The following is a 21,188-nucleotide window of genomic DNA, read 5'->3' on the forward strand; positions in this document are numbered from 1 at the left end:
AATCACTGCAACCTCCTATGCATGCTTGCCATTCAAGTGCATACGGAGCTGAAAAACATGAGCCTGATTCAAGAAAAATTTACCTCCCTGTTCTCCAACTTCGACGTCACCACCTCGCCGCGTCCCGATGGCGGGATTTTGCTGACCCTGCGTAGTGCCGACGGCAAAGTGTTCAAACGTGCACTGTCGTATCAGCAACTGCATGCCGGCGACCAACTGTCTTGGGCAATCAGTGCGATTCGCCGTGACCTGGCCGAACAGGCCAGCGAGTTGCCGCAAATTGCGATGCTGCAGAGCCAGCAGCGCTTTGCCCTGCCGACGTATCACTCGCTGTAAACGCTTAAGAACTCGTTAAACAAAACAGGCCGTGGAGCTTTCGCTTCACGGCCTGTTTTTTTGTGCCCGGATTTTATGCAGGGTTTGGCGTAGACTTTAGAACGCTTCCGGTTCGATGCCGGTGAAGCTGTCGACGGTAACGTGGCCCGCCAGTTCTCCGCCATCGCGGGCCAGACCGCAGGTTTTCAGGCCTGCTGACTGAGCGGCATCGAGCTCTTCGACGATGTCCGACAGAAACAGGATCTGCGCAGGTTCAACCGCGATCGCCTGTTGAATGTTCGTGTAAGACTGCGCCTCGCGTTTCGGTCCCGACGTGGTGTCGAAATAGCCGCTGAACAGCGGCGTCAGATCCCCTGCTTCCGAACAGCCGAAGATCAGCTTCTGCGCCTGGATCGAGCCCGACGAGTACACAAACAGTTGATAACCCGCCGCGTGCCAGCGTTGAAGTGCTTCAACAGCATCAGGATAAACGTGCCCCTTCAACTGCCCGGCCTGATAACCCTGTTCCCAGACCATGCCTTGCAACGCTTTAAGCGGCGTGGCTTTACGGTCTTCGGCAATCCAGCTCAAAAGGATTTCAACAACCCGTTCAACGTCGGCCTGCGGCTCGTTGCTGTCACGGCGTACGGCGTCGAGTTGCTCTGCGACATCGGCACGCTCAGCGTTCTGGCGCACGAAGTCCGGCAGGTGTCTGGCCGCGTAAGGAAACAGTACGTCGAAGACGAAACTGACGGCGCTGGTGGTGCCTTCGATGTCGGTGAGGATGACTTTGATCGACATGGGCTCAGTCCTCCAGACGCGGGAATCGGCCGGCGATGTCTTCGCCGGTGAAATTGGCAACCCAGCCGTCCGGGTTGTTAAACAGACGGATCGCGACAAAGTGCGGATGCTCACCCATGTCGAACCAGTGCTTGGTGCCAGCCGGAACAGAGATCAGATCGTTCTTCTCACAGAGAACGGCATACACGTAATCGTCGATGTGCAGGGTAAACAGCCCACGACCGGCGACGAAAAATCTGACTTCGTCTTCGCCGTGGCGGTGTTCTTCGAGGAACTTGGCGCGCAGTTCGGCTTTTTGCGGGTGGTCGCTGTTGAGGCTGATGACGTCAACGGTGACGTAACCGCGCTCGGTCATCAGTTTGTCGATCTGCTCCTGGTAAGCGCTGATTACCTCTTCCTGCGTGGCGCCGGGCTGGATCTTCGCGGTGGCTTGCCAGCGGTCGAAGCGCACACCTTGCTCGGCCAGAGTCGAGGCGATGTCTTCGAAATGGGTCAGCACCTTGTTCGGAATGTCAGGGCTGGAAACGTGATAGACGGACAGGCTGCTCATTGGGGCAATTCCTCGGTATCGGCCTTGCCGTCCGGTTCTTGCAGACCGGTCGGGCACAGCATTTCATCAGGCAAATGGGCGACTCCGGGTGAAGTCAGCCCTGGCGGTTCATGACGCTGCGGGTTTTCAACTCGCATTCAAACAGGAATTCAAAGGCTTCGATCTGGCGCAACGCGTCGTTCATCTGCGCCCCCCAGGTATAGAGGCCGTGACCGCGAATCAGATAACCGACGCAATCGGGATGGGCGTCGAGCCAAGGCTGCACCTTGGCGGCGAGCCGCGCAATATCCTGGTCGTTGTCGAAAATCGGCACGCGCACCCGGGATTCATGGGTCGAGATGCCGCTGAAGGCTTTTTGCAGTTCGTAGTCTTCGAACTCGATAAAGTCTTGCGGGGTCAGGCGCGACAGCACCGTGGCATTGACCGAGTGAGTGTGCAGCACCGCACCGATCTCCGGGCGCCAGCGGTAGAGCTGGGTGTGCAGCAGAGTTTCGGCGGACGGCTTTTTTCCCGGTTCCAGGCTGTTACCTGCAAGGTCGGTGGCGAGCACATCGTCCACACCCAACTGGCCCTTGTGCTTGCCGGACACGGTCAACAACGCTTCGCTGGCCGACAGGCGCGTCGAATAATTGCTGCTGGTGGCCGGCGACCAGCCGCGACCATAAAGGAAACGCCCGGCGTCGACGATTTGCTGGGCGAGTTGTTCACGGGTAAGGCTCATGGCCTGTCCTCTTGCATACGTGTGGCAATGATAACGGCAGCAGCAAGCGCCGCGAGACTGGCAATACTAAAGGTCAATGTCGCCCCGAGGGCATTCCAGCTGTAGCCGGAATACAACGCGCCCAGCGCACCGCCGGTGCCGGCCAGTGCCGCATACAGCGCCTGGCCCTGCCCCTGTTGGCGCGCACCGAAGCTACGTTGCACGAACTGGATGGCAGCGGCGTGAAAACTGCCGAAAGTCGCCGCATGGAGAATCTGTGCGAACAGCAGCACCCAGAGAAACTCGGCGAACGAACCTAGCAGTAACCAGCGCAGGGCCGCCAGCAGAAAACTGGCCAGCAGCACCCGGCGCACCGAGAACCGCGCCAGAATCCGGCTCATGGCCATGAACATCAGCACTTCGGCGACCACACCGACCGCCCAGAGCATGCCGATCACGCCTCGTGTGTAACCGAGTTTTTCCAGGTGCAAAGTCAAAAACGTGTAATACGGGCCGTGGCTCATTTGCATCAGCGCCACGCAGCCGTAAAACGCCAACACACCGGGGCTGCGCAATTGCTTGAGAAAGCCCTCCCCGCCCGGTCGGTTGCCCAGCGCCGGTTGCGCGTTCGGCACCCACAAGCTGCTGACGACAATGCCGGCCATGATCAACACCAGCGCCGCTGGGTAGATGTCGAGGCTGAGCCATTCGAACAGGCGCCCCAAAGCGACCACAGTGATGATGAAACCAATCGAGCCCCACAGGCGGATCTGGCTGTAACGCGAAGTCTGGCCCTGCAGATGCGCCAGCGTAATGACTTCGAACTGCGGCAACACCGCGTGCCAGAAGAACGCATGCAGCGCCATGACCATCGCCAGCCACGCGTAGCTCTTGCTGACGAAAATCAACGAGAACGTGAGCAACGTGCACACCGCGCCGAAACGTACGATGGCCAGGCGTTTGCCGGTGTAGTCGCCCAGCCAGCCCCAGATGTTCGGCGCCACACAGCGCATCAACATCGGGATTGCCACCAGTTCGCCGATGCGCGCGGCGCTGAATCCGAGGTGATCGAAGTACAGCGCCAGAAACGGCGCCGTCGAACCGAGCAAGGCGAAATAGAACAGATAAAAACTGGACAGCCGCCAGTAAGGAAGCGCCGCCACGCCCGTCAAGCCGCAGCGGCTTTGATATCTGCCATCAAAGCTGACGCAGCACCGGCGTGCTCACGCGCACATCGGCGTTCTGCCCACGGTGACGCAACAGGTGATCCATCAGCACGATGGCCATCATCGCCTCGGCAATCGGCGTGGCGCGGATTCCCACGCACGGGTCGTGACGGCCCTTGGTGATGACATCGACCGCGTTGCCATCGACATCAATCGAACGGCCCGGGGTGGTGATGCTCGACGTTGGCTTCAACGCCAGATGCGCAACGATCGGCTGACCGGACGAGATACCGCCAAGGATGCCGCCAGCGTTGTTGCTGAGGAAACCTAGCGGTGTCATTTCATCGCGATGCTCGGTGCCGCGCTGGGCAACGCAGGCAAAACCGGCGCCGATTTCCACGCCTTTGACCGCATTGATGCTCATCAGCGCGTGGGCCAGTTCGGCGTCGAGACGATCGAAAATCGGCTCGCCCAGACCCGGCATCACACCTTCGGCGACCACGGTGATTTTCGCTCCGACCGAGTCCTGATCACGGCGCAACTGGTCCATGTAGGCTTCCAGCTCGGGGACTTTGTCCGGGTCGGGGCTGAAGAAAGCGTTCTCCTCAACCGAATCCCAGGTCTTGAACGGGATTTCGATCGGGCCGAGCTGGCTCATGTAGCCACGAATGACGATGCCCTGAGTGGCGAGGAATTTCTTCGCAATCGCCCCCGCCGCCACACGCATCGCGGTTTCGCGCGCCGAGCTGCGGCCACCGCCACGGTAGTCGCGCTCGCCGTATTTGTGGTGGTAGGTGTAGTCGGCGTGGGCCGGGCGGAACAGATCCTTGATCGCCGAGTAGTCCTTGGACTTCTGGTCGGTGTTGCGGATCAGCAGGCCAATCGAGCAACCGGTGGTGCGCCCCTCGAACACGCCGGAAAGGATTTCGACTTCGTCGGGCTCTTGGCGCTGGGTGGTGTGGCGGCTGGTGCCGGGCTTGCGGCGATCAAGGTCGCGCTGCAAGTCTTCGACAGAAATCTCCAGGCCCGGCGGGCAGCCGTCGACAATGGCGACCAACGCCGGACCATGGCTTTCGCCAGCGGTGGTGACAGAGAACAACTTGCCGTAGGTATTGCCGGACATGCAGGACGCTCCGTGAAATCAAACCCAAATTCGTGATGCGCGCCAGTATACGCAGGCTAACCGAGTAGTTCATCCTCGAACCTTAGTGGTGCTGGCGAGTCCAACCGGCATCTTGGCGAATGATGGCGTGATGATGCTGCGAGTTCTGATCTTGAGTCTTACCCTATTTACTGGCTTTGCCCAGGCGACTGTCCTACAGCGCCCGATGTCTCTGGACACCGGCAGCGGCGAACTTTTCGGCTCGCTGTTGCTGCCAAAATCCGACAAGCCTGTACCGGTTGTCCTGATCATTTCTGGCTCAGGTCCTACGGATCGTGACGGAAACAACCCCGACGGCGGGCGCAACGACAGTCTCAAACGGCTGGCATGGGTGCTGGCCAAACACAACATCGCCAGCGTGCGTTACGACAAGCGCGGCGTGGCCGCGAGTCTGGCCGCGACGCCGGATGAGCGCAATCTGTCAGTCGAGGCCTACGCGGCCGACGCGGTGGCGTGGGGACAAAAGCTCAAGGCGGATCCGCGTTTCGGTCAACTGATTCTGCTCGGTCACAGTGAAGGCGCGCTGATCGCCACCCTCGCTGCGCCAAAGGTAGACGCGGCAGCGGTGATTTCCTTGTCCGGCAGTGCCCGCCCGGTCGATCAGGTGATTCGTGAACAGCTGGCCCGCAGCCTGCCGCCGCCCCTGATGATGCGCAGCAATGAACTGCTCGACAGCCTCAAGGCCGGTCACGTCGATGACAACGTACCGGCGCAACTGCAAGTGATATTCCGTCCGAGCGTGCAGCCGTATCTGATTTCGCTATTCCGTCAGGACCCCTCGAAAGCGTTCGCGCAATTGCCAATGACGGCGCTGATTGTCCAGGGCAGCAATGACATGCAGGTCGGTACCGAAGACGCGAAATTGCTCAAGACTGCCAAACCGGACGCCAAACTGGTGGTGATCGAAGGCATGAACCATGTCTTGCGCATCGTGCACAACGACATGAAGCGGCAACTGGCCTCCTACAAGGACCCGAATTTGCCACTGGCGGCAGAACTCGGTTCGCAAATCATCGACTTTATTGACGGACTTCGCGCCCGTTAAGCCTCAACTGGGGGCGTTTCAGGCAGTTTTCCAGCCTGATACCCCTCCAGTCCTGAAGAAAACGGCCGATAAGCCTTTGTCGCCAGCGCAATCGCTGGGGCAAGCAGGGCTTGGACAGGATCTCGCCGTTATGACTGATACGCAGACTTCACCCGACACCACCGCTGAAAAAGACGTACCGCCAGCGGTCGAGCTGCCGTGGGCGGATGTCCACGCCGAGCACCACAAGATGCTCCGCCTGGCCCCGCTACAGACTGATCGCCACACCGGTGGCCGGCCGCTGCGCTTTGTCGAATTCGGTTACGCCGAGCGCAACAGCAAAGAGCAAAGCCTGATGCGCATGGCGATCAAACTGCCTGGCCAGCGCGTGCGCAAAGAACAGAATCACCTCGACGTATGGGTCAATCACACCACCAAGCGTGTGCATTTTGGCCCGGACAGTGGCTTGCAGATCGAACCGTTGAACCGTGGCATCGGCCGTTTCGTCGCTGCGCAAGGCATCAACTGGGCGAAAAAACGCTGGCCCACCTACACCGTCGACGGCATGGACTTGAACAACAAGGACGCGTTGAACGAGGACACTCGCCTGCGTCGCGATCATTTCCTGCGCGTGCATGGTTTTGACGTGGCGTACGCCGATGCGCAGCATTTGAAGGGCAGCGTCAAGGAGGTGCAGGTCGCAGACTTGCTCGGTGACTGGAACAGCGAAAAGCTGCAAGTCGTCGAAATTCTTGAAGCGGCGCAGATGCTTCAGCAGGCTGAGCAGAATCTGGCCGAGCAGGAAGTGAAGCTCAAAAAGCAGGAAGACAAGGTCAGCAAGTTCAAGCGCGAAGACGCCGGGCTGCGGTTCACCATTACTTGCCTGGTGGCGTTTGCGGTGTTTCAGGCGGGGTTGTTGATCTGGATTGCGACACACCGCTGATGGCTTGATACCGCAGTGCGGCCTTTCGCGAGCAGGCTCGCTCCCACAGGAAAATGCATTCCAAAGGTGGGAGCGAGCCTGCTCCGGACGGCGTTCCGACGAAGCTTTTAGCGGGTTAAACGCGGGATGCGAACAGCGCCTGATGATCGCGGCACTGCTCCGCGGTCAGCATGAACACGCCATGCCCGCCGCGCGCGAATTCCAGCCAGGCAAAATCGACTTCCGGGTACAGCGCCTCAACGTGCACCTGGCTATTGCCGACTTCAACAATCAGCAAACCCTTCTCGGTCAAATGATCCGCCGCTTCGGCGAGCATCCGTCGTACCAGGTTCAGACCGTCATCACCGCAGGCCAGGCCCAACTCCGGTTCGTGTTGATATTCGTCCGGCATGTCGGCGAAATCTTCGGCATCCACGTAAGGCGGGTTCGACACGATCAGGTCGAAACGCTGACCCGGCAATCCATCAAAGCCATCGCCCTGCACCGTGTACACACGCTCATCGACGCCGTGACGCTCGATATTCTGATTGGCCACCTCTAGCGCTTCAAACGACAGATCCGCCAGCACGACTTCAGCGTTCTGGAACTCGTAAGCGCAAGCGATACCGATGCAACCGGAGCCGGTGCACAGGTCAAGAATTCGCGCCGGCTCGTCGCCGAACCACGGCGCAAAACGGTTTTCGATCAGCTCGCCAATCGGCGAACGCGGAATCAACACACGCTCATCGACAATGAAGGACATGCCGCAGAACCACGCTTCACCCAACAGGTATGCGGTTGGAATGCGCTCTTCGATGCGGCGTTTGAGCATGCGTTGCAGATTAACCAGTTCATCGTCTTCCAGCGCGCAGTCCAGATAGCTGTCGGCGATCTCCCACGGCAGGTGCAGAGCGCCCAACACCAACTGGCGGGCTTCATCCCACGCGTTGTCGGTGCCATGGCCGAAAAACAGATCCTCCCCATGGAAGCGGCTGACGGCCCAACGGATATGGTCGCGCAGGGTACGAAGTCGGGAAGTGATCACGGGGCAGAACTCCAGAAAAAACGACTGGGGATTCTACCAGCCAAAACGCCTCGCGACGACGCAGGAAAAACACCGGGCCGACCGTAGGACTGTTCTGTTTTTCTTATCAGCTATTGAACAGAACGTATAACTTGACAAGGCTGCAGGCCAATAACGACGGTGCCTACGATGGTAGCGATTCACAGAACCGCTCAGCCAGAGGACAATGCCGCAAAAGCCCCACCCCAAGGAGCCCCAGAATGTCCGTTCCAAAAACGATGTTTCAACTCAGCGGTCGCGGTTACGCAGCGGCCACACTGAGCCATGCGACCGTGGTCATCATCGATGCCCAGAAAGAATATCTCAGTGGCCCGTTGGCCCTGAGCGGCATGGACGCGGCCGTCGCAAACATCAAACAAGTGGTCGCCGCCGCCCGTGCAGCCGGTCGCCCTATCGTGCACGTGCGTCACCTCGGCACCGTCGGTGGCCTGTTCGACCCGCAGGGCGAACGTGGCGAATTCATCCCCGGCCTCGAGCCGCAGGGTGACGAAACCATCATCGGCAAACTGCTGCCGAGCGCATTTCACGGCACCGAATTGCTCGATCGCCTGCAAGACCTTGGCTCGCTGGACCTGATCGTTTGCGGCTTCATGAGCCATTCCAGCGTCAGTACCACCGTGCGTGCAGCGAAGAACCTGGGTTTCCGCTGCACCCTGGTTGAAGATGCTTGCGCCACCCGTGACTTGCCCTTCAAGGGCCGTGTACTGAGCGCCGAACGCGTGCAGGAGGCGGAAATGGCGATCATGGCCGACAACTTCGCCACCCTCGCCTTGACTCAAGACCTGATCTGATCGCCGCTTGATGAGCGGCTCATGCCGCCGCTCATCCGCAAAAGCCTCTCATTTGCCGCAAATGCCATAGCCTCCGGAACAACCCGGTCAACTCCCGGTCGAAGGGCCGATACCCATTGAGGAAGGTCGGAATGAAGTTATCCGATGGATTTGACGCACGCCGCTTGCGGCCCAAAGGCCAAAGCAACTGGCGTTTTCGTTTTGGTGCAGCGTTCGCCGCCATTCTGGCGACGTTTGGCGTGCTGCTGGCGATGGCCGGTGCTGCCAGCCTGCTGGGACGCCCGCCGGCGCTCGGTGACTTGAACGCAACGCCCATGGGCTCGGCGATCATTCTGGCGGTCGGTTTGCTGTTTCTGTATTTCGGTGTCGCCCTGTGGCGTCGCTGCCGCCGTCGCGCACGGCAATCGAGGGAACTGAACATGTCCCCGCACCTGATGAAAAAACACGACTGATCGACGGCCTGGCTTTTTGCCGGGCCGTTTTGTTTCGACTTGGGTAAACTGGCCGCCCTTCGCGGAGGCTGACATGCAAGACGACGATTTTTCCCTGTTCAAAAACGAGCTGCGCGGCGTCAAGCCGATCAAGCACGATCGCGCCGACACCGGCAAACCCAAGACTGACCGCGCACAGATCGCCAAGCTGCGCCAATCGGCCACCGTGCGCACCGACCAGGCGACCGTTGACGGTCTGTCGGATCAGTTCGTGATCGATGTAGGTCCGGAAGACGAGTTGATGTGGTCCCGGGACGGGGTTCAGGAAAGTCAGATGCGCAAGCTCAAGGTCGGGCAGATCCCGTTCGAAGGCAGCCTCGACCTGCACGGCATGAACGTGGAAAAGGCCCGGGAAACGCTATGGGCGTTTCTCGCCGAAGCGACCAAATTCGAAATTCGCTGCGTGCGCGTCACCCACGGCAAGGCTGTGCGGCTGGACGGCAAGCGGCCGATGATCAAAAGCCACGTCAACACCTGGTTGCGCCAGCACGCGCAAGTGCTGGGTTTCTGCTCGTGCCAGGCCAAACATGGCGGCGCCGGCGCGGTTTACGTGATGCTCAAACGCACCATGATGGAAGGCCGCGACGAATAATCGCGTTACACCGAACTTGCAGGGGCGTGTCCGCCACCGTACCCTTGCTCTTTGCGAAAATCCCCACAGGTAGTTTCATGTCCCTGGAACAGAATTACACCGCGATTCTCGGCCAATTGGGCGAGGACGTCTCCCGCGAGGGCCTGCTCGACACGCCAAAGCGTGCCGCCAAAGCCATGCAGTACCTCTGCCGCGGCTACGAACAGACGCTTGAAGAGGTCACCAACGGTGCCCTCTTCAGTTCCGACAACAGCGAAATGGTGCTGGTCAAGGACATCGAGTTGTACTCGCTGTGCGAACATCACTTGCTGCCGTTTATCGGCAAGGCTCACGTCGCGTATATCCCGAGCGGCAAAGTGCTGGGCCTGTCGAAGGTTGCGCGCATTGTCGACATGTACGCCCGTCGCCTGCAGATTCAGGAAAACCTCAGCCGCCAGATCGCCGACGCGGTGCAGCAAGTCACAGGCGCCCTGGGCGTTGCAGTGGTGATCGAGGCCAAGCACATGTGCATGATGATGCGCGGTGTCGAGAAACAGAATTCGTCGATGATCACGTCGGTCATGCTCGGTGAGTTCCGTGAAAACGCAGCGACTCGCAGCGAATTCCTTAGCCTGATCAAGTAACTCGTCACACAAAAAAACCGGCGTTGATCGCCGGTTTTTTTTCGCCCGTGAAAAATCGGGTAAGCTGCGCGCCTTTCTCTATGTGCACCGTGAGGCTTTCAACGTGTTCGTCAAAGCGCTTCGTGTCGGCCTCGGCCAGCTGGTTATTTTCGTCGACTTCATCACCCGTCCGGGCAAGAAACAGCGCCCTGCCGCTGCTCAGGCGCAAGTCGATGCGGCTGCCAAAGACCTGACCCTGTACCAATTCCACGCCTGCCCGTTCTGTGTAAAAACCCGTCGCACCCTGCGTCGTTTGAACGTGCCGGTGGCGTTGAAGGATGCGAAGAACAACGAGCAGGATCGCCAGACGCTGCTGGAACAGGGCGGCCGGATCAAAGTGCCGTGCCTGCGCATTGAAGAGAATGGGCAGACGACCTGGATGTATGAGTCCAAGGTGATTATTGATTATCTGGACAAGCGGTTTGCAGCGGTCTGATGGATTTTGGTGTCGCTGATGGCCTCATCGCTGGCAAGCCAGCTCCCACAGGTTCTGTGAACGCCACGTACTGTGGGAGCTGGCTTGCCAGCGATGGGGCAAGTTAAGACACCGCAAACTTCAGACAAAAATAAACCGGCCCTCGAGCCGGTTTATTTGTTTTTCAGGCCGCTTTTTCTATCTGCGCCTGGCGCACCACCGCCGCCAATCGCTTCAGCCCTTCATCCAGTCGCGCCGGATCGATGTGGCTGAAATTCAAACGCAAATGCCCATGATGATTGTCCGGCTCCGGGAAGAACGGCTCGCCCGGCATAAACGCCACGTCATTGGCTAACGCTTGGTTGAGCAACGTGCGCGTGTCCAGCGGTTGTTTCAACGTCAGCCAGAAAAACAGCCCACCCTGGGGCACATCCCAGTCGGCCAGATCGGCAAAGTGCATTTGCAGCGCCGCTTGAAAGCCATCGCGACGCTCACGGTAGAAGCCGCGCAACTCACTTAAATGCTGCTGATATTTCTCGCTGCCGATCCACTGCAACGCCTGCCACTGGCCGATGCGATTGGTGTGCAGGTCCGCTGATTGCTTGAGCTTGAGCAGATGCGGGAACAGGTCGGGGCTGGCGATCAGGTAGCCGACGCGCAAACCCGGCAGGAGCGTTTTCGACACGGTGCCGGTGTAGATCCAGCTGGAGGTCTTCAGGCGTGCGGCGATCGGCTTGGCGCTGCCGCCGTCGAACGTCAGTTCGCGGTACGGCTCGTCTTCGATCAGGGTCACGCCGAATTCGTCGAGCAAAGCGGCGACCGCTGCGCGTTTGGTTTCGCTGTAGCGCACGGCAGACGGGTTCTGGAACGTCGGGATCAGGTAGATGAACGCCGGACGATGCTGTTCCAGGCGAGTGCGCAGTTGCGCAAGGTTCGGGCCGTCGGCCTCCTGCTGCACAGTCAGGCAATCAGCGCCGAACAGCTGGAAGATCTGCAATGCCGCCAGGTAAGTCGGCGCCTCCAGCAGAATCTCGGTGCCTTTGTCGATGTACAGCTTTGCCGCCAGATCCAGCGTTTGCTGTGAGCCGCTGACCACCAGCACCTGACTTGCGTCGCAGGCCAATCCCAACGCCCTCGCCTCTGCCGCCAAGGCTTCACGCAATGCTGGCTCGCCCTCGCTCATACCGTACTGACCGAGCGACAGGGGCATGTCGGCCCATTCGACTTTCGGCAACATCGCTTCTGCCGGCAGGCCGCCGGCGAACGACATCACTTCCGGGCGCTGGGCTGCGGCAAGGATTTCACGGATCAGAGAACTTTTAAGGCGCGAGACACGTTCGGAAAAAGCCATGGAGGTCACCGGTAGCAAGGCGTGTGAAAAATGAGTCAAACTTGTTGACTGAAACTACGACAGCTTGAGCGAGTACGTCAACATGCTTGACCTTAAAAACCCCAGCAGTCAGCAGCAGGCCATGGAAGCGTTTTTCTTCGGTTATCAGGCGTTCACCGCCAAGGCTGACGAAATGCTCGAGCGCCGAGGCTTGTCACGGGTGCATCAGCGCATTGTGTTTTTCATCGCCCGCTACCCGAATCTGAGCGTCAAGGAACTGCTGGCCTTGCTGGGCGTGAGCAAGCAGGCGCTGAACATGCCGTTGCGCCAATTGCAGGAAATGCATCTGGTGGACAGCGTCGCGTCCGAGACGGATAAGCGTAAACGCCTGCTGGCGTTGACCGCCGAAGGCGCGAAGTTTGAACAGGCGTTACGGCGTGAGCAGGTGAAGTTGCTGGAGCGGGTGTTTGCCGAGGCTGGGGAGGCTGCGGTGAATGGCTGGTTGGCGGTGAATCTGGCGTTGGGGGACAGTCGGGCGGCTTTTGATTGACTGTCCTGGCCTCATCGCTGGCAAGCCAGCTCCCACAGGGTTATGAGCTGACCACAAAAATCAGATCCACAAATAAACACTGTGAGAGCTGACTTGCCTGCGACGAGGTCGAAAAAGTCGATATATCCCTATCGACGGACTTCTCGTAAACAAAATCAAAAACAATATTTGCTTTATTTGTACACAAAAGCATAATCCACAGCGTGCGAGTTCCTGACCGCATGGTCAACAAATTCGCGTATGCCTCAAAGGGCCGCTGCCACCCCTCATGGGTCCGGCCCTGGAAATAACAATAAAACTCTTGAGGAGTACTCGCTGTGGAAAGCCGCAAATCCGAAGCATCGACGCTGGATCTCTCGCCGCCGTTACGCAATGGCTTGCTTGAGCGCCTGTTTAAACTCAGCTTGCATGGCACCACGGTGAAGACCGAGCTGATTGCCGGTCTGACAACCTTCATCACCATGGCTTACATCATCTTCGTCAACCCCAACATCATGGCCGATGCCGGGATTGACCACGGTGCAGCCTTCGTCGCCACCTGTATCGCCGCTGCACTGGGCTGCCTGCTGATGGGCCTGTATGCCAACTGGCCGGTGGGTCTGGCACCGGGCATGGGCCTCAACGCGTTTTTCACTTACACCGTGGTCGGCACCATGGGCTACAACTGGGAAACCGCCCTCGGTGCGGTGTTTGTCTCCGGTGTATTGTTCATGATTCTGACCTTCTCGCGGATTCGCGAATGGCTGCTCAACAGCATTCCGGTCAGCCTGCGCCACGCGATGGGTGCCGGTGTCGGTTTGTTTCTCGGGCTGATCGGTTTGAAAACCGCTGGCATCGTTGTCGATAGCCCGGCGACTCTGCTCAAACTGGGCTCCCTGCATGAAGCTGGCCCACTGCTCGCCGCGGTCTGCTTCCTGATGATCGCAATTCTCAGCTACCACCGCGTATTTGGCGCGATCCTCATCAGCATCATCACCGTCACCTTGGCCGGCTGGGGTCTGGGCCTCGTGCACTATCAAGGCATCATGTCCGCCCCGCCAAGCCTGGCACCGACCTGGATGGCGATGAATGTGGCCGGTGTATTCAACGTCAGTATGATCAGCGTGGTCCTCGCTTTCCTCTTCGTGCACATGTTTGACACCGCCGGCACCCTGATGGGTGTTGCCCAGCGTGCCAATCTGGTGAACGCTGACGGCCGCATCGAAAACCTCTCCCGTGCCATGAAAGCCGACAGTGCTTCCAGTGTATTCGGCGCAGTGGTGGGTGTTCCGCCCGTCACCAGTTATGTGGAAAGTGCCGCTGGCGTGGCCGCTGGTGGTCGGACTGGTCTTACCGCCGTCACCGTAGGTGTGCTATTTATAGCGGCGATGTTTTTTGCACCGCTGGCCGGCATGATTCCCGCCTACGCCACCGCTGGTGCACTGATCTACGTTGCAATGCTGATGATGGGCAGCATGGCCCACATCGAGTGGGACGAAGCCACCGATGCCATTCCGGCCATCGTCACCGCGATCATGATGCCGCTGACGTTTTCGGTCGCCGACGGTATTGCGCTGGGCTTCATCACCTATGTGGCGCTGAAGGCCGGCACCGGCAAGTTCAAGGAAATATCCGTCAGTCTGTGGGTGCTCTGCGCGATCTTCTTCGCCAAGTTCATCTTCCTGTAAGCGGCACGCGGTTCAAGCTTCAAAACGGCCTCACCCTCGCGGGTGGGGCCTTTGCACATTCGTGAATACAACAAAAAGGAGCAAATGATGAGTCTGGAAACCTGGCTGCTGTTCAGCGGCGCTGCGCTGGTGGTGATCCTTATTCCGGGGCCACTGTCGTTGCTGATGATCAGCAACAGCCTGAATTACGGTTTGCGTCGTTCCTACCCGGCGTTTCTCGGCGGCGTGTTTGCCTCGATCTGTTTGCTCAGTGCTTCTGCGCTGGGTCTTGGCGCCCTGCTGCTGGCATCGGAAAAACTTTTCAGCGCGCTGAAAATCGTCGGCGCGATCTATCTGTTCTACCTCGCCTGGCAGAGCTGGCAGCAATCGCGTCAGCCCTCGGTGGCCACCGAAGTGCCGCAAGCCGCGCCGGTTCCCAGATTCCGCGCCTTGTTCGGTCGCGCCTTCGTACTGGGAGCCAGCAACCCGAAAGACATTCTGTTCTTTGCGGCCTTCCTCCCGCAGTTCCTCAGCGCCGAGCAAGCGTTTCTCCCGCAACTGCTGGTCATGATCGCGACCTGGACGGTGCTGGATCTGCTGTGCAAATTGGCCTACGGATTGAGTGCCCACGGTGCAGCTCGATACCTGCGCAGCGGCAAGGGACAGAGCTGGTTCAACCGGATCAGCGCAGGATTGTTTGGCGGAGCGGGCGCGGCGTCCCTGCTTGGCAGCCATTCCTGAGAACGGCAATCGGGTGACGGGTTTGGCACTGCTGTTGATCCGTGTGCACGGATTGCAGCAGTGACAACCGTGAATGAATCAAACTAAATCAGTTTAAAAAGTTACATCATTTCATCCCGCGCAATTCGCAACACCAGGCAACAACACTTCGATATACACCCATCAAACTCCCTCTCTAATATAGCCGCGCAACTGACCATCAACGCCAGAACAAGGAAGTTCTATATGGCCCAGCGTCTACACATCCGCACGATTAAAACCGACTCCGAAATCCCGGCAACCAACGCTTGTTTGGCCGCCGACATTTGCTCGCCCCTATTCCCCTGTCCCTAGCGCTCTCGGCCGGCCTGTATTCCAGCGCAGCCCGACCGATCGCCGCTACCAAACCGCATAACACCCGACGCACGCCCGTTGCGATGTGTCGTGGTCGCCCTGCGCGCCAAACACTACAAACCTGTTTATCAACCAACATTAATTATTAAACCCGAAGTGTATAAATGTTAAAGCCGACGAAAAAAATCAACACCTCAAACATCGACAATACTTCCAGCGCAAGTAAAGCGGCGAACAGTTCAAACGCCGCTACCCGCGCTCACAATCAGGTTGCGGACTTATCTATCAATACTCCCGATGCTGATGCTGCCCGACGCGCCAGCCCTGACACTCTGATTGAAACACCACACTCTTCAGCGGTCATCATCACGGACATTCCGGGATCGCCTGCGCGAGCTGCGACCCTCACCGTCGAATCGGCGATCAATATGATCACGTGGCCGAAAGAGCGCCTCGACGAACTGGTTCCATTCAGAGGCAATTCAGGGTTGTTCACCAGCAACGACGGCACCCTGTTTGCCGATTTGAAAGGCCTGGGCAAGACAATGGTCGAGCGCAACAGCCAAGGCGAATATCAGGTGCCCTTCCCTTTCGTGCCCGGCGTGCCAGGGCCGATTCTGGCCAGGATCGACGGTGAACCGCATTGGCGCATCGAGCGTCCTGGCTGGGTAAGAAAAGCCGCGCAGACACCGCCTCGCGAAATTGCGCCAGCGTTCGAATTTCTATCCCCCGAACTGGCGAAACTGCTGGAGCCCGCACGGCCGCAGGATGGCCTTCGTTACGACAAAACCGGCAGGACCTACGCAGATATTGCGGACGAAGGTACGGTGCTGATCCGCAAGAACAGCGACGGTGAATATCAGGCCAGCGACTTCAACGAGCGGTTTGCCTCAGGCCCGTCGGTGGAGCGCATCCCCGGCACGGATCTTTGGCGGCGAATCCCCGAACGGCAATCGTCCCCGCAGAGCCCGCGACTGTATATCCACGAGTCGCCCGACACCGATACAGACACCGGCACCCGCCCGGCCAAACGTCCCCGGCTGGAGGAGAGTGCCGAGCCATCCGGACCGGCTGAAGGCTTGGACACCGCACCGCGAGTGTCCCGAGAGACCGTTGAAAGTCCTTATTACTGGATGCAGTGGGGACATTACGACGGCCCGCCTCCAGGCCCGTCCACAAAGCTGGGCGGATTTGACTACGCGATCGTGCCACCAGGCTCGGCTGCCGATCGCTTGCCCCGAATGATTTTTTTGCAAAACCCCGAATCTCCAATCAGCCGATTCGACGAATTCGAACGCGTGATGCGAGCGACGCCGGCCCTCCAGCCGGCAGCCATCTACCGCTACAGCAACGACCCGCTGGAAGTGCGACCGGCGCAGAAGCTCTTCCACAAACCCTTGTCGCAATCAGTCGCCGAGCGCTTCACAGATTTTTCCGAGGGGACGGCACAGACGGTCGCCAAAACCCTGTTCGAACGCGCTGACAATTCCGCGCAAATTACTTCCACCGGCCTGCACCATATTTATCAGGTACTGACGCAGTGGAACTGGCGAGCCACCTCCGGCGTGCCGCCACTCGGCGATCCCATGCTCATGTTGCGAGAGGCCCCGCGTGTCGAACATAACGGGCGAACCTTGCTACCGCTGACCGCCGCGCCGGACGCGCCACTGCATAGCCTGACCTTTGATCCGCAGCGTTTTCCCGAAGACTGGAGTTACTACCTCAGGACCCTTTCCAACCAGGCCTTGAAGCAGTTGACCGGTGGCCTGCTGGTGCGCGCCGGTTATGACGTCTTCCCGCTGACGCCTCACCATCAACGGCCCACGCTGGTGTTTCGCGGTCCAGCCACCGATGACGTGTTCATCTTGAAACTGGGGGTGGTCGAGGGGAATGCCATTGCCCTTCATACCCAGGCCGGCACCGAATTGCTGGACCCGGCCCTGCCCGCCAGCATTGGCCAGCCAGCGTATGCCGCAGTACAGGCGGCCCATGCGAAGAATCAGCTGATCTGGCTTCTGGGCGGCGTGCTCAACGTCAGGTCGAAGCCTGAGTCCGTGTTCATTATCCGAGAGCGCTGAAATCCGTAAGCGACGCCAGCCTGGCAGCGTGCCCCTGTGCTGCAAGGCTGCGCGCCCGCTCTGCCTTTTTTTCAACGACCGATCAACAGCCAGCAAAAATGAACAAGGATGCTCAAATTGCCTAGCACTCAGTCTTTCACGAATATCCATCTGGATGACGCCGTCGTCGTCACCGACATTGGCCTGCGCGCCAATCAGAAAACACCCTCGACACTCGACATCAGCGCCGCCGAAAGCACGCCTGCGCACGCCAGACGCAACAGCAAAGCCTCGCAGTTGCGCATCGTCGACGAGCTCTTCGGCCCGCTACAAATCGGCCCTTATTCCGTCACCCGGACATCCCTCGACGCTCTGGGCGCCACCCTGCTCGGAGAACAGCTGAACGGAAAAAACACTTTTTTCCGAGAGCCGAAACAATCCTTCTTGAACCAGCTCCAGTTAGACCCGATAGCCATCGAAGCGCAGATGAAATTGACCACAGGCGCAGACGATTATTTGCTGCCCTCGCTGCTGTTCGAACTGGCGAGCATGCGCCCCCTGACTGCCCCGGCGATGCTCAGGGAAACCGATCCGTCGCTCGCCGATCCGCGCAAATACCGCCATGCGCTGGGCAAGCTCTTGAACGCTGCGCAACGGCTCGATATCGGCGACACGCAACTGCCCGGACAAGCGTCCGGACGCCTGTCCGGCTGGGTCAATCACGCGAAGAGTGCGGGCATGGCCAGCATGGGCATGGGGCTGCAGTCATTTGGCGTCTACAGCGGCCTGCGCGGCCTGCATGACGCCATCCGCAACAAGAATGAATACGAGACGATATTCAACGGTGCCAGCGTCGCCGGTGAGCTGGCTTCAATGGCGGTTGAAGTGTCCGTGGCCAAAAAAGCAACGCTGATGATTCAGGCCAGTCGTAGCGCCTGCAAAGGCTTCGTCCACACGCGGATCGGCGTACGGCTCGGACGCTCGGCCGGATTGCTCGCCAGCGTCCTGACCCTGCCCTTCGACATCATCGCCGCCGTCGACGCTTTTGATGCAGCGTCCAAGGCCACCGGCAAGCAAGCGGTTGACCACTACGTCGAGGCCGGCCTGAGCGTCACCAGCGCCGCCATGACCGTGCTGCTGGGCTTCGCGGCGTTGGCAGGTTTCTCCGCGGCAGGCCCGGTGGGTCTTCTGGCCGGGCTGTTTCTGGTGGCCGGTGCCCGCGTGTGGGCCGGAGTGCGCGCCGTGGATGACATTGATGACTACATCGAACTGACCACCCATGAGCGACTTCGCACCGGCTGGTTTGCCTTCTGGGGCGTCGACCCCGACACCGCGGTGCAGAATCGCTATGACCTGGCCAAGGCAACGGCTGAGCACGCGAGGTTGCTGCAAACTACCGCGCGACGACTGCTCGACGGAACGCTCAAAGAGCAGATTGAAGCCGTGGTCGATGGGGGCTTTGTCGCGGAATCGAACCCGGTGCAAATCCGCTTCTACAACTGGTCGCGGGAAACCATGGAAGACGCCACGGTCAGCCGTGTGCAAATTCAGGACACCGATGACACGCTGGACGCCCGTGGCGGGGTGAATGAGCAAACCCCGGGGGCGTCATTCGGCACTGCCGGCGAGCACAAGGGCGTGTTGTGGTTTATCGGGGGCGGTGACGACGACATCCGCGGCGTCGAACACAAACCCAACGTGTTTCATTACAGGAGCGGCACCAAGAAGCTGGCCGGGGGCAACAGCGGCGATCAGTTCGTGTTCAAAGACGCAGCCAATCAACTCAAGAACGCCTCGGCGCAGGGTCGGCTATCGGCACTCGACGGTGGTGAAGGCAACGACACATTGTCATTGGCCGATGCCATTGCCGAACCAGGCGCAGGCAGGCTGGGCTACCACGTAGACCTCAAGGCAGGGCTGATGTCGGTGATCAGCCTCGACGATTCCACCCATCAGCGAAAACTCGAGCCGCACACGTCCCTGACCAGTATCGAGAATGTGACAACCCTTGCCGGCGCCAGCAATGAAGTCATCGCCACGCAAGCAGCCAACATTATCCAGGCGTGGGGAGACGACGATATCCACGCCGCCGAGGGCGATGACCGCATCGATGTGTTCGGCGTTCATGCCACAGTGCACGGAGGAGCCGGCAGCGATACCTACAGCATTGCTCACGTGGCCGGTCATGTGTCGATCATCGAGGATGGCGCGCAAGACAGCATCATCGGTCTGGACTGGCGCAAGGAACTGATTGTCAGCTGGACGCTGGAAGGCGCACACCTGGTCATCACCTCGCGGTTTGATCTGGATGACGACCTGAGTCGAATCGTCAGGATCAAGGATGTCTACCAACAGCGCGGCGAGCAACGCGTGCTGCAAAATGCGAAATTGCTGTTCATCACCCGCGATGGTTTCCACCTGGTACCGGACCTGCCCGCCACGCTCGACACCCCAGGGCCGATCACTCTGCAGGTGACGATCATCCGACCGGGCAGCGCAGCCGGCCCGGTGATTGTCTACGAAGATGAACAGACGGACCCGCGGAAAAAGCTTGAGCGTTACTACATTCCCCGAGGCGAACGCCTCACCAAGCTGCGCATTACCGAGCACTCACCGAAAGCCCTGAGCATGGTCTACCTGGATTACGCCAGCCAGGAAATCTCCAGCATCGAGGCGTACTACAACGCCACGGTCAAACGCGAACTGGCGTTCGACCGCATCATGTATACCGAATGCGGCCTGTCCCTGCGCTTTGGCCAACATGAATTGCTCATCAAAAACCTCGCCAGTTCTCACAGTGTCGGCACTATCGCCATCAGTGAGCGCTTGACTCGACCGGCCCTGGCGGTGAATCAGCCGATCATTCTGGTCATGAACGACGGCGTGTCATGGCGGCTCGAACAACCGCCCATGGCCGACGATTTTTTCGCCAACGAAACGTTTCGCAACAGCACCTCCAACGCCTGGAAAACCAGCGTCGCGCTTCCCCTCAAACCATGCGCCGGCACCTACCCTTTCTATCGGCCTGCAGACAATCCCGGGCATCAGCTGCGCGCCAGCAACGTCTGCATCGGGTTGAAAAGCCTGCCGCGGCAACGCGCAATCGAGCACCTCGTCGGCGAGGGATCCACCTACCTCGTGCACCTGACGCGCAATATAACGTTGCGTATCTCGACCCCCGGCGCACTGGCCGACGCCCCGGCGCAGTTGCCTTATTCATCGGTATGGGAGCTCGACGCGACGCAACTGGGCGCAGTCGAGATCAGCCTCGCCGATCATCTGCTGCGCATCGGCGACGTCATTGTTCATCTGCCGCAATACAGCCAGCCAGACGACCTGATTGACCAGGTGCACGTCATCACCCGCGGGGGGATCGTGCACAGCGTCTACATCGAGTTTGAAACGATCTCCGTCAAGCACATTGATGCGCGCTACTTCGATCCCGAATTCGACTACGCCAACGCGTTAGCGGCGACCCCTGCGCGAGCGCGACACCTGGCGGTACAAAATGCCGTGGTCCGGGAAAACGCTCTGGCCCAGCCGATTTTTGATCCGCGCGACCGCAGTTGGGCTACGTCAGACGAGCCGCTGCACAAGCTCGCGTTCACCCAGCTGCAGGTCTTGAACCGTTGCGACCACCAGCTTGAGGTTTGCCAGGATTTACTGCAGTTCGCCCTTCAGGCCGACCCGCCGGTGACCGCCGAGCAACTGATGGCGCTGAAGCAACATTGCCTGGCGCTGCTCTGACCTTCAGGCAGTGCGTTGAAAACCGGTGCCCGGCGCGCGGTTTGTCCTGCGGCGCGCATGACACCGTAAAACCGACCGCCTCGCCATCTGATGGCTCCCCCCTTTATTC

General features: G+C 59.4%; 20 protein-coding genes. 13 read left to right on the top strand and 7 right to left on the bottom strand.

Annotated elements, in window-relative coordinates:
* Positions 1–57 precede the first annotated feature (57 nt).
* Positions 58–336, top strand: a complete 279-nt coding sequence (locus AB4P92_RS06665; RefSeq protein WP_042558453.1) for a DUF3509 domain-containing protein — start codon at positions 58–60, stop codon at positions 334–336.
* 96 nt (positions 337–432) lie between these two features.
* Here the strand turns inward: AB4P92_RS06665 and mtnC are convergent, their stop codons facing one another.
* From mtnC to aroC, 5 genes are all read right to left on the bottom strand, one after another.
* Positions 433–1,116 carry an acireductone synthase gene (gene mtnC, locus AB4P92_RS06670; RefSeq protein ID WP_115148205.1) on the bottom strand — a complete coding sequence of 228 codons (684 nt, stop codon included), beginning with the start codon at positions 1,114–1,116 and terminating at the stop codon, positions 433–435.
* A 4-nt stretch (positions 1,117–1,120) separates the two neighbouring features.
* Positions 1,121–1,666, bottom strand: coding sequence for an acireductone dioxygenase (locus AB4P92_RS06675; RefSeq protein WP_042558451.1), 546 nt, complete (start codon positions 1,664–1,666; stop codon positions 1,121–1,123).
* A gap of 94 nt (positions 1,667–1,760) precedes the next feature.
* A complete protein-coding gene (locus AB4P92_RS06680; protein WP_150595627.1) occupies positions 1,761–2,387 on the bottom strand; it encodes a methylthioribulose 1-phosphate dehydratase in 627 nt (208 codons plus the stop codon).
* The gene (locus AB4P92_RS06685; protein ID WP_273878246.1) at positions 2,384–3,529 is read right to left on the bottom strand and encodes an MFS transporter; all 1,146 of its coding nucleotides are present in this window, start codon (positions 3,527–3,529) and stop codon (positions 2,384–2,386) included. Before AB4P92_RS06685 ends, AB4P92_RS06680 begins: the two co-directional genes overlap by 4 nt.
* 34 nt (positions 3,530–3,563) lie before the next feature.
* Positions 3,564–4,655, bottom strand: a complete 1,092-nt coding sequence (aroC, locus tag AB4P92_RS06690) for a chorismate synthase (protein ID WP_115148207.1) — start codon at positions 4,653–4,655, stop codon at positions 3,564–3,566.
* Between the two features lie 130 nt (positions 4,656–4,785).
* Here aroC and AB4P92_RS06695 point away from each other — a divergent pair, with 130 nt between their 5' ends.
* Together AB4P92_RS06695 and AB4P92_RS06700 are read left to right on the top strand one after the other, a co-directional pair.
* On the top strand, positions 4,786–5,739 hold the full coding sequence (locus AB4P92_RS06695) for an alpha/beta hydrolase (RefSeq protein ID WP_395599163.1): 954 nt from the start codon (positions 4,786–4,788) through the stop codon (positions 5,737–5,739).
* A 130-nt stretch (positions 5,740–5,869) separates the two neighbouring features.
* Positions 5,870–6,661, top strand: a complete 792-nt coding sequence (locus AB4P92_RS06700; RefSeq protein WP_042558447.1) for a hypothetical protein — start codon at positions 5,870–5,872, stop codon at positions 6,659–6,661.
* A gap of 115 nt (positions 6,662–6,776) precedes the next feature.
* On the opposite strand, the gene prmB is transcribed toward AB4P92_RS06700, so the two are convergent.
* Positions 6,777–7,685 carry a 50S ribosomal protein L3 N(5)-glutamine methyltransferase gene (prmB, locus tag AB4P92_RS06705; protein WP_042558446.1) on the bottom strand — a complete coding sequence of 303 codons (909 nt, stop codon included), beginning with the start codon at positions 7,683–7,685 and terminating at the stop codon, positions 6,777–6,779.
* Between the two features lie 239 nt (positions 7,686–7,924).
* Here prmB and AB4P92_RS06710 point away from each other — a divergent pair, with 239 nt between their 5' ends.
* The 5 genes from AB4P92_RS06710 (at position 7,925) to AB4P92_RS06730 (ending at position 10,696) form a co-directional block, all read left to right on the top strand.
* Positions 7,925–8,515, top strand: a complete 591-nt coding sequence (locus tag AB4P92_RS06710; protein WP_395599164.1) for a cysteine hydrolase family protein — start codon at positions 7,925–7,927, stop codon at positions 8,513–8,515.
* Between the two features lie 131 nt (positions 8,516–8,646).
* Positions 8,647–8,967, top strand: coding sequence for a hypothetical protein (locus tag AB4P92_RS06715; RefSeq protein WP_042558444.1), 321 nt, complete (start codon positions 8,647–8,649; stop codon positions 8,965–8,967).
* Positions 8,968–9,040: 73 nt separating this feature from the next.
* Positions 9,041–9,598, top strand: a complete 558-nt coding sequence (locus tag AB4P92_RS06720; protein WP_042558443.1) for a Smr/MutS family protein — start codon at positions 9,041–9,043, stop codon at positions 9,596–9,598.
* Between the two features lie 77 nt (positions 9,599–9,675).
* Entirely contained in the window at positions 9,676–10,221 is a 546-nt protein-coding gene (gene folE / locus AB4P92_RS06725) for a GTP cyclohydrolase I FolE (protein WP_003204506.1), read from the top strand.
* Between the two features lie 103 nt (positions 10,222–10,324).
* The gene (locus AB4P92_RS06730) at positions 10,325–10,696 is read left to right on the top strand and encodes a glutathione S-transferase N-terminal domain-containing protein (RefSeq protein ID WP_115148227.1); all 372 of its coding nucleotides are present in this window, start codon (positions 10,325–10,327) and stop codon (positions 10,694–10,696) included.
* A 163-nt stretch (positions 10,697–10,859) separates the two neighbouring features.
* On the opposite strand, the gene AB4P92_RS06735 is transcribed toward AB4P92_RS06730, so the two are convergent.
* Positions 10,860–12,026 (bottom strand): PLP-dependent aminotransferase family protein, encoded by a 1,167-nt coding sequence (locus AB4P92_RS06735; protein WP_395599165.1) that lies wholly within the window; start codon positions 12,024–12,026, stop codon positions 10,860–10,862.
* A gap of 82 nt (positions 12,027–12,108) precedes the next feature.
* On the opposite strand from AB4P92_RS06735, the gene AB4P92_RS06740 reads away from it, so the two are divergent.
* The 5 genes from AB4P92_RS06740 (at position 12,109) to AB4P92_RS06760 (ending at position 21,079) form a co-directional block, all read left to right on the top strand.
* Positions 12,109–12,555 (top strand): MarR family winged helix-turn-helix transcriptional regulator, encoded by a 447-nt coding sequence (locus AB4P92_RS06740; RefSeq protein ID WP_042558437.1) that lies wholly within the window; start codon positions 12,109–12,111, stop codon positions 12,553–12,555.
* 317 nt (positions 12,556–12,872) lie between these two features.
* Entirely contained in the window at positions 12,873–14,222 is a 1,350-nt protein-coding gene (locus AB4P92_RS06745; RefSeq protein ID WP_042558436.1) for an NCS2 family permease, read from the top strand.
* An 87-nt stretch (positions 14,223–14,309) separates the two neighbouring features.
* Positions 14,310–14,942, top strand: coding sequence for a LysE family translocator (locus AB4P92_RS06750; protein WP_042558435.1), 633 nt, complete (start codon positions 14,310–14,312; stop codon positions 14,940–14,942).
* Between the two features lie 497 nt (positions 14,943–15,439).
* A complete protein-coding gene (locus AB4P92_RS06755) occupies positions 15,440–17,353 on the top strand; it encodes a hypothetical protein (protein WP_395599166.1) in 1,914 nt (637 codons plus the stop codon).
* A 108-nt stretch (positions 17,354–17,461) separates the two neighbouring features.
* The gene (locus AB4P92_RS06760; protein WP_395599167.1) at positions 17,462–21,079 is read left to right on the top strand and encodes a calcium-binding protein; all 3,618 of its coding nucleotides are present in this window, start codon (positions 17,462–17,464) and stop codon (positions 21,077–21,079) included.
* Positions 21,080–21,188 lie beyond the last annotated feature (109 nt).

The organism is Pseudomonas sp. A0308, from assembly GCF_044218815.1.
Taxonomy (GTDB): domain Bacteria; phylum Pseudomonadota; class Gammaproteobacteria; order Pseudomonadales; family Pseudomonadaceae; genus Aquipseudomonas; species Aquipseudomonas iridis.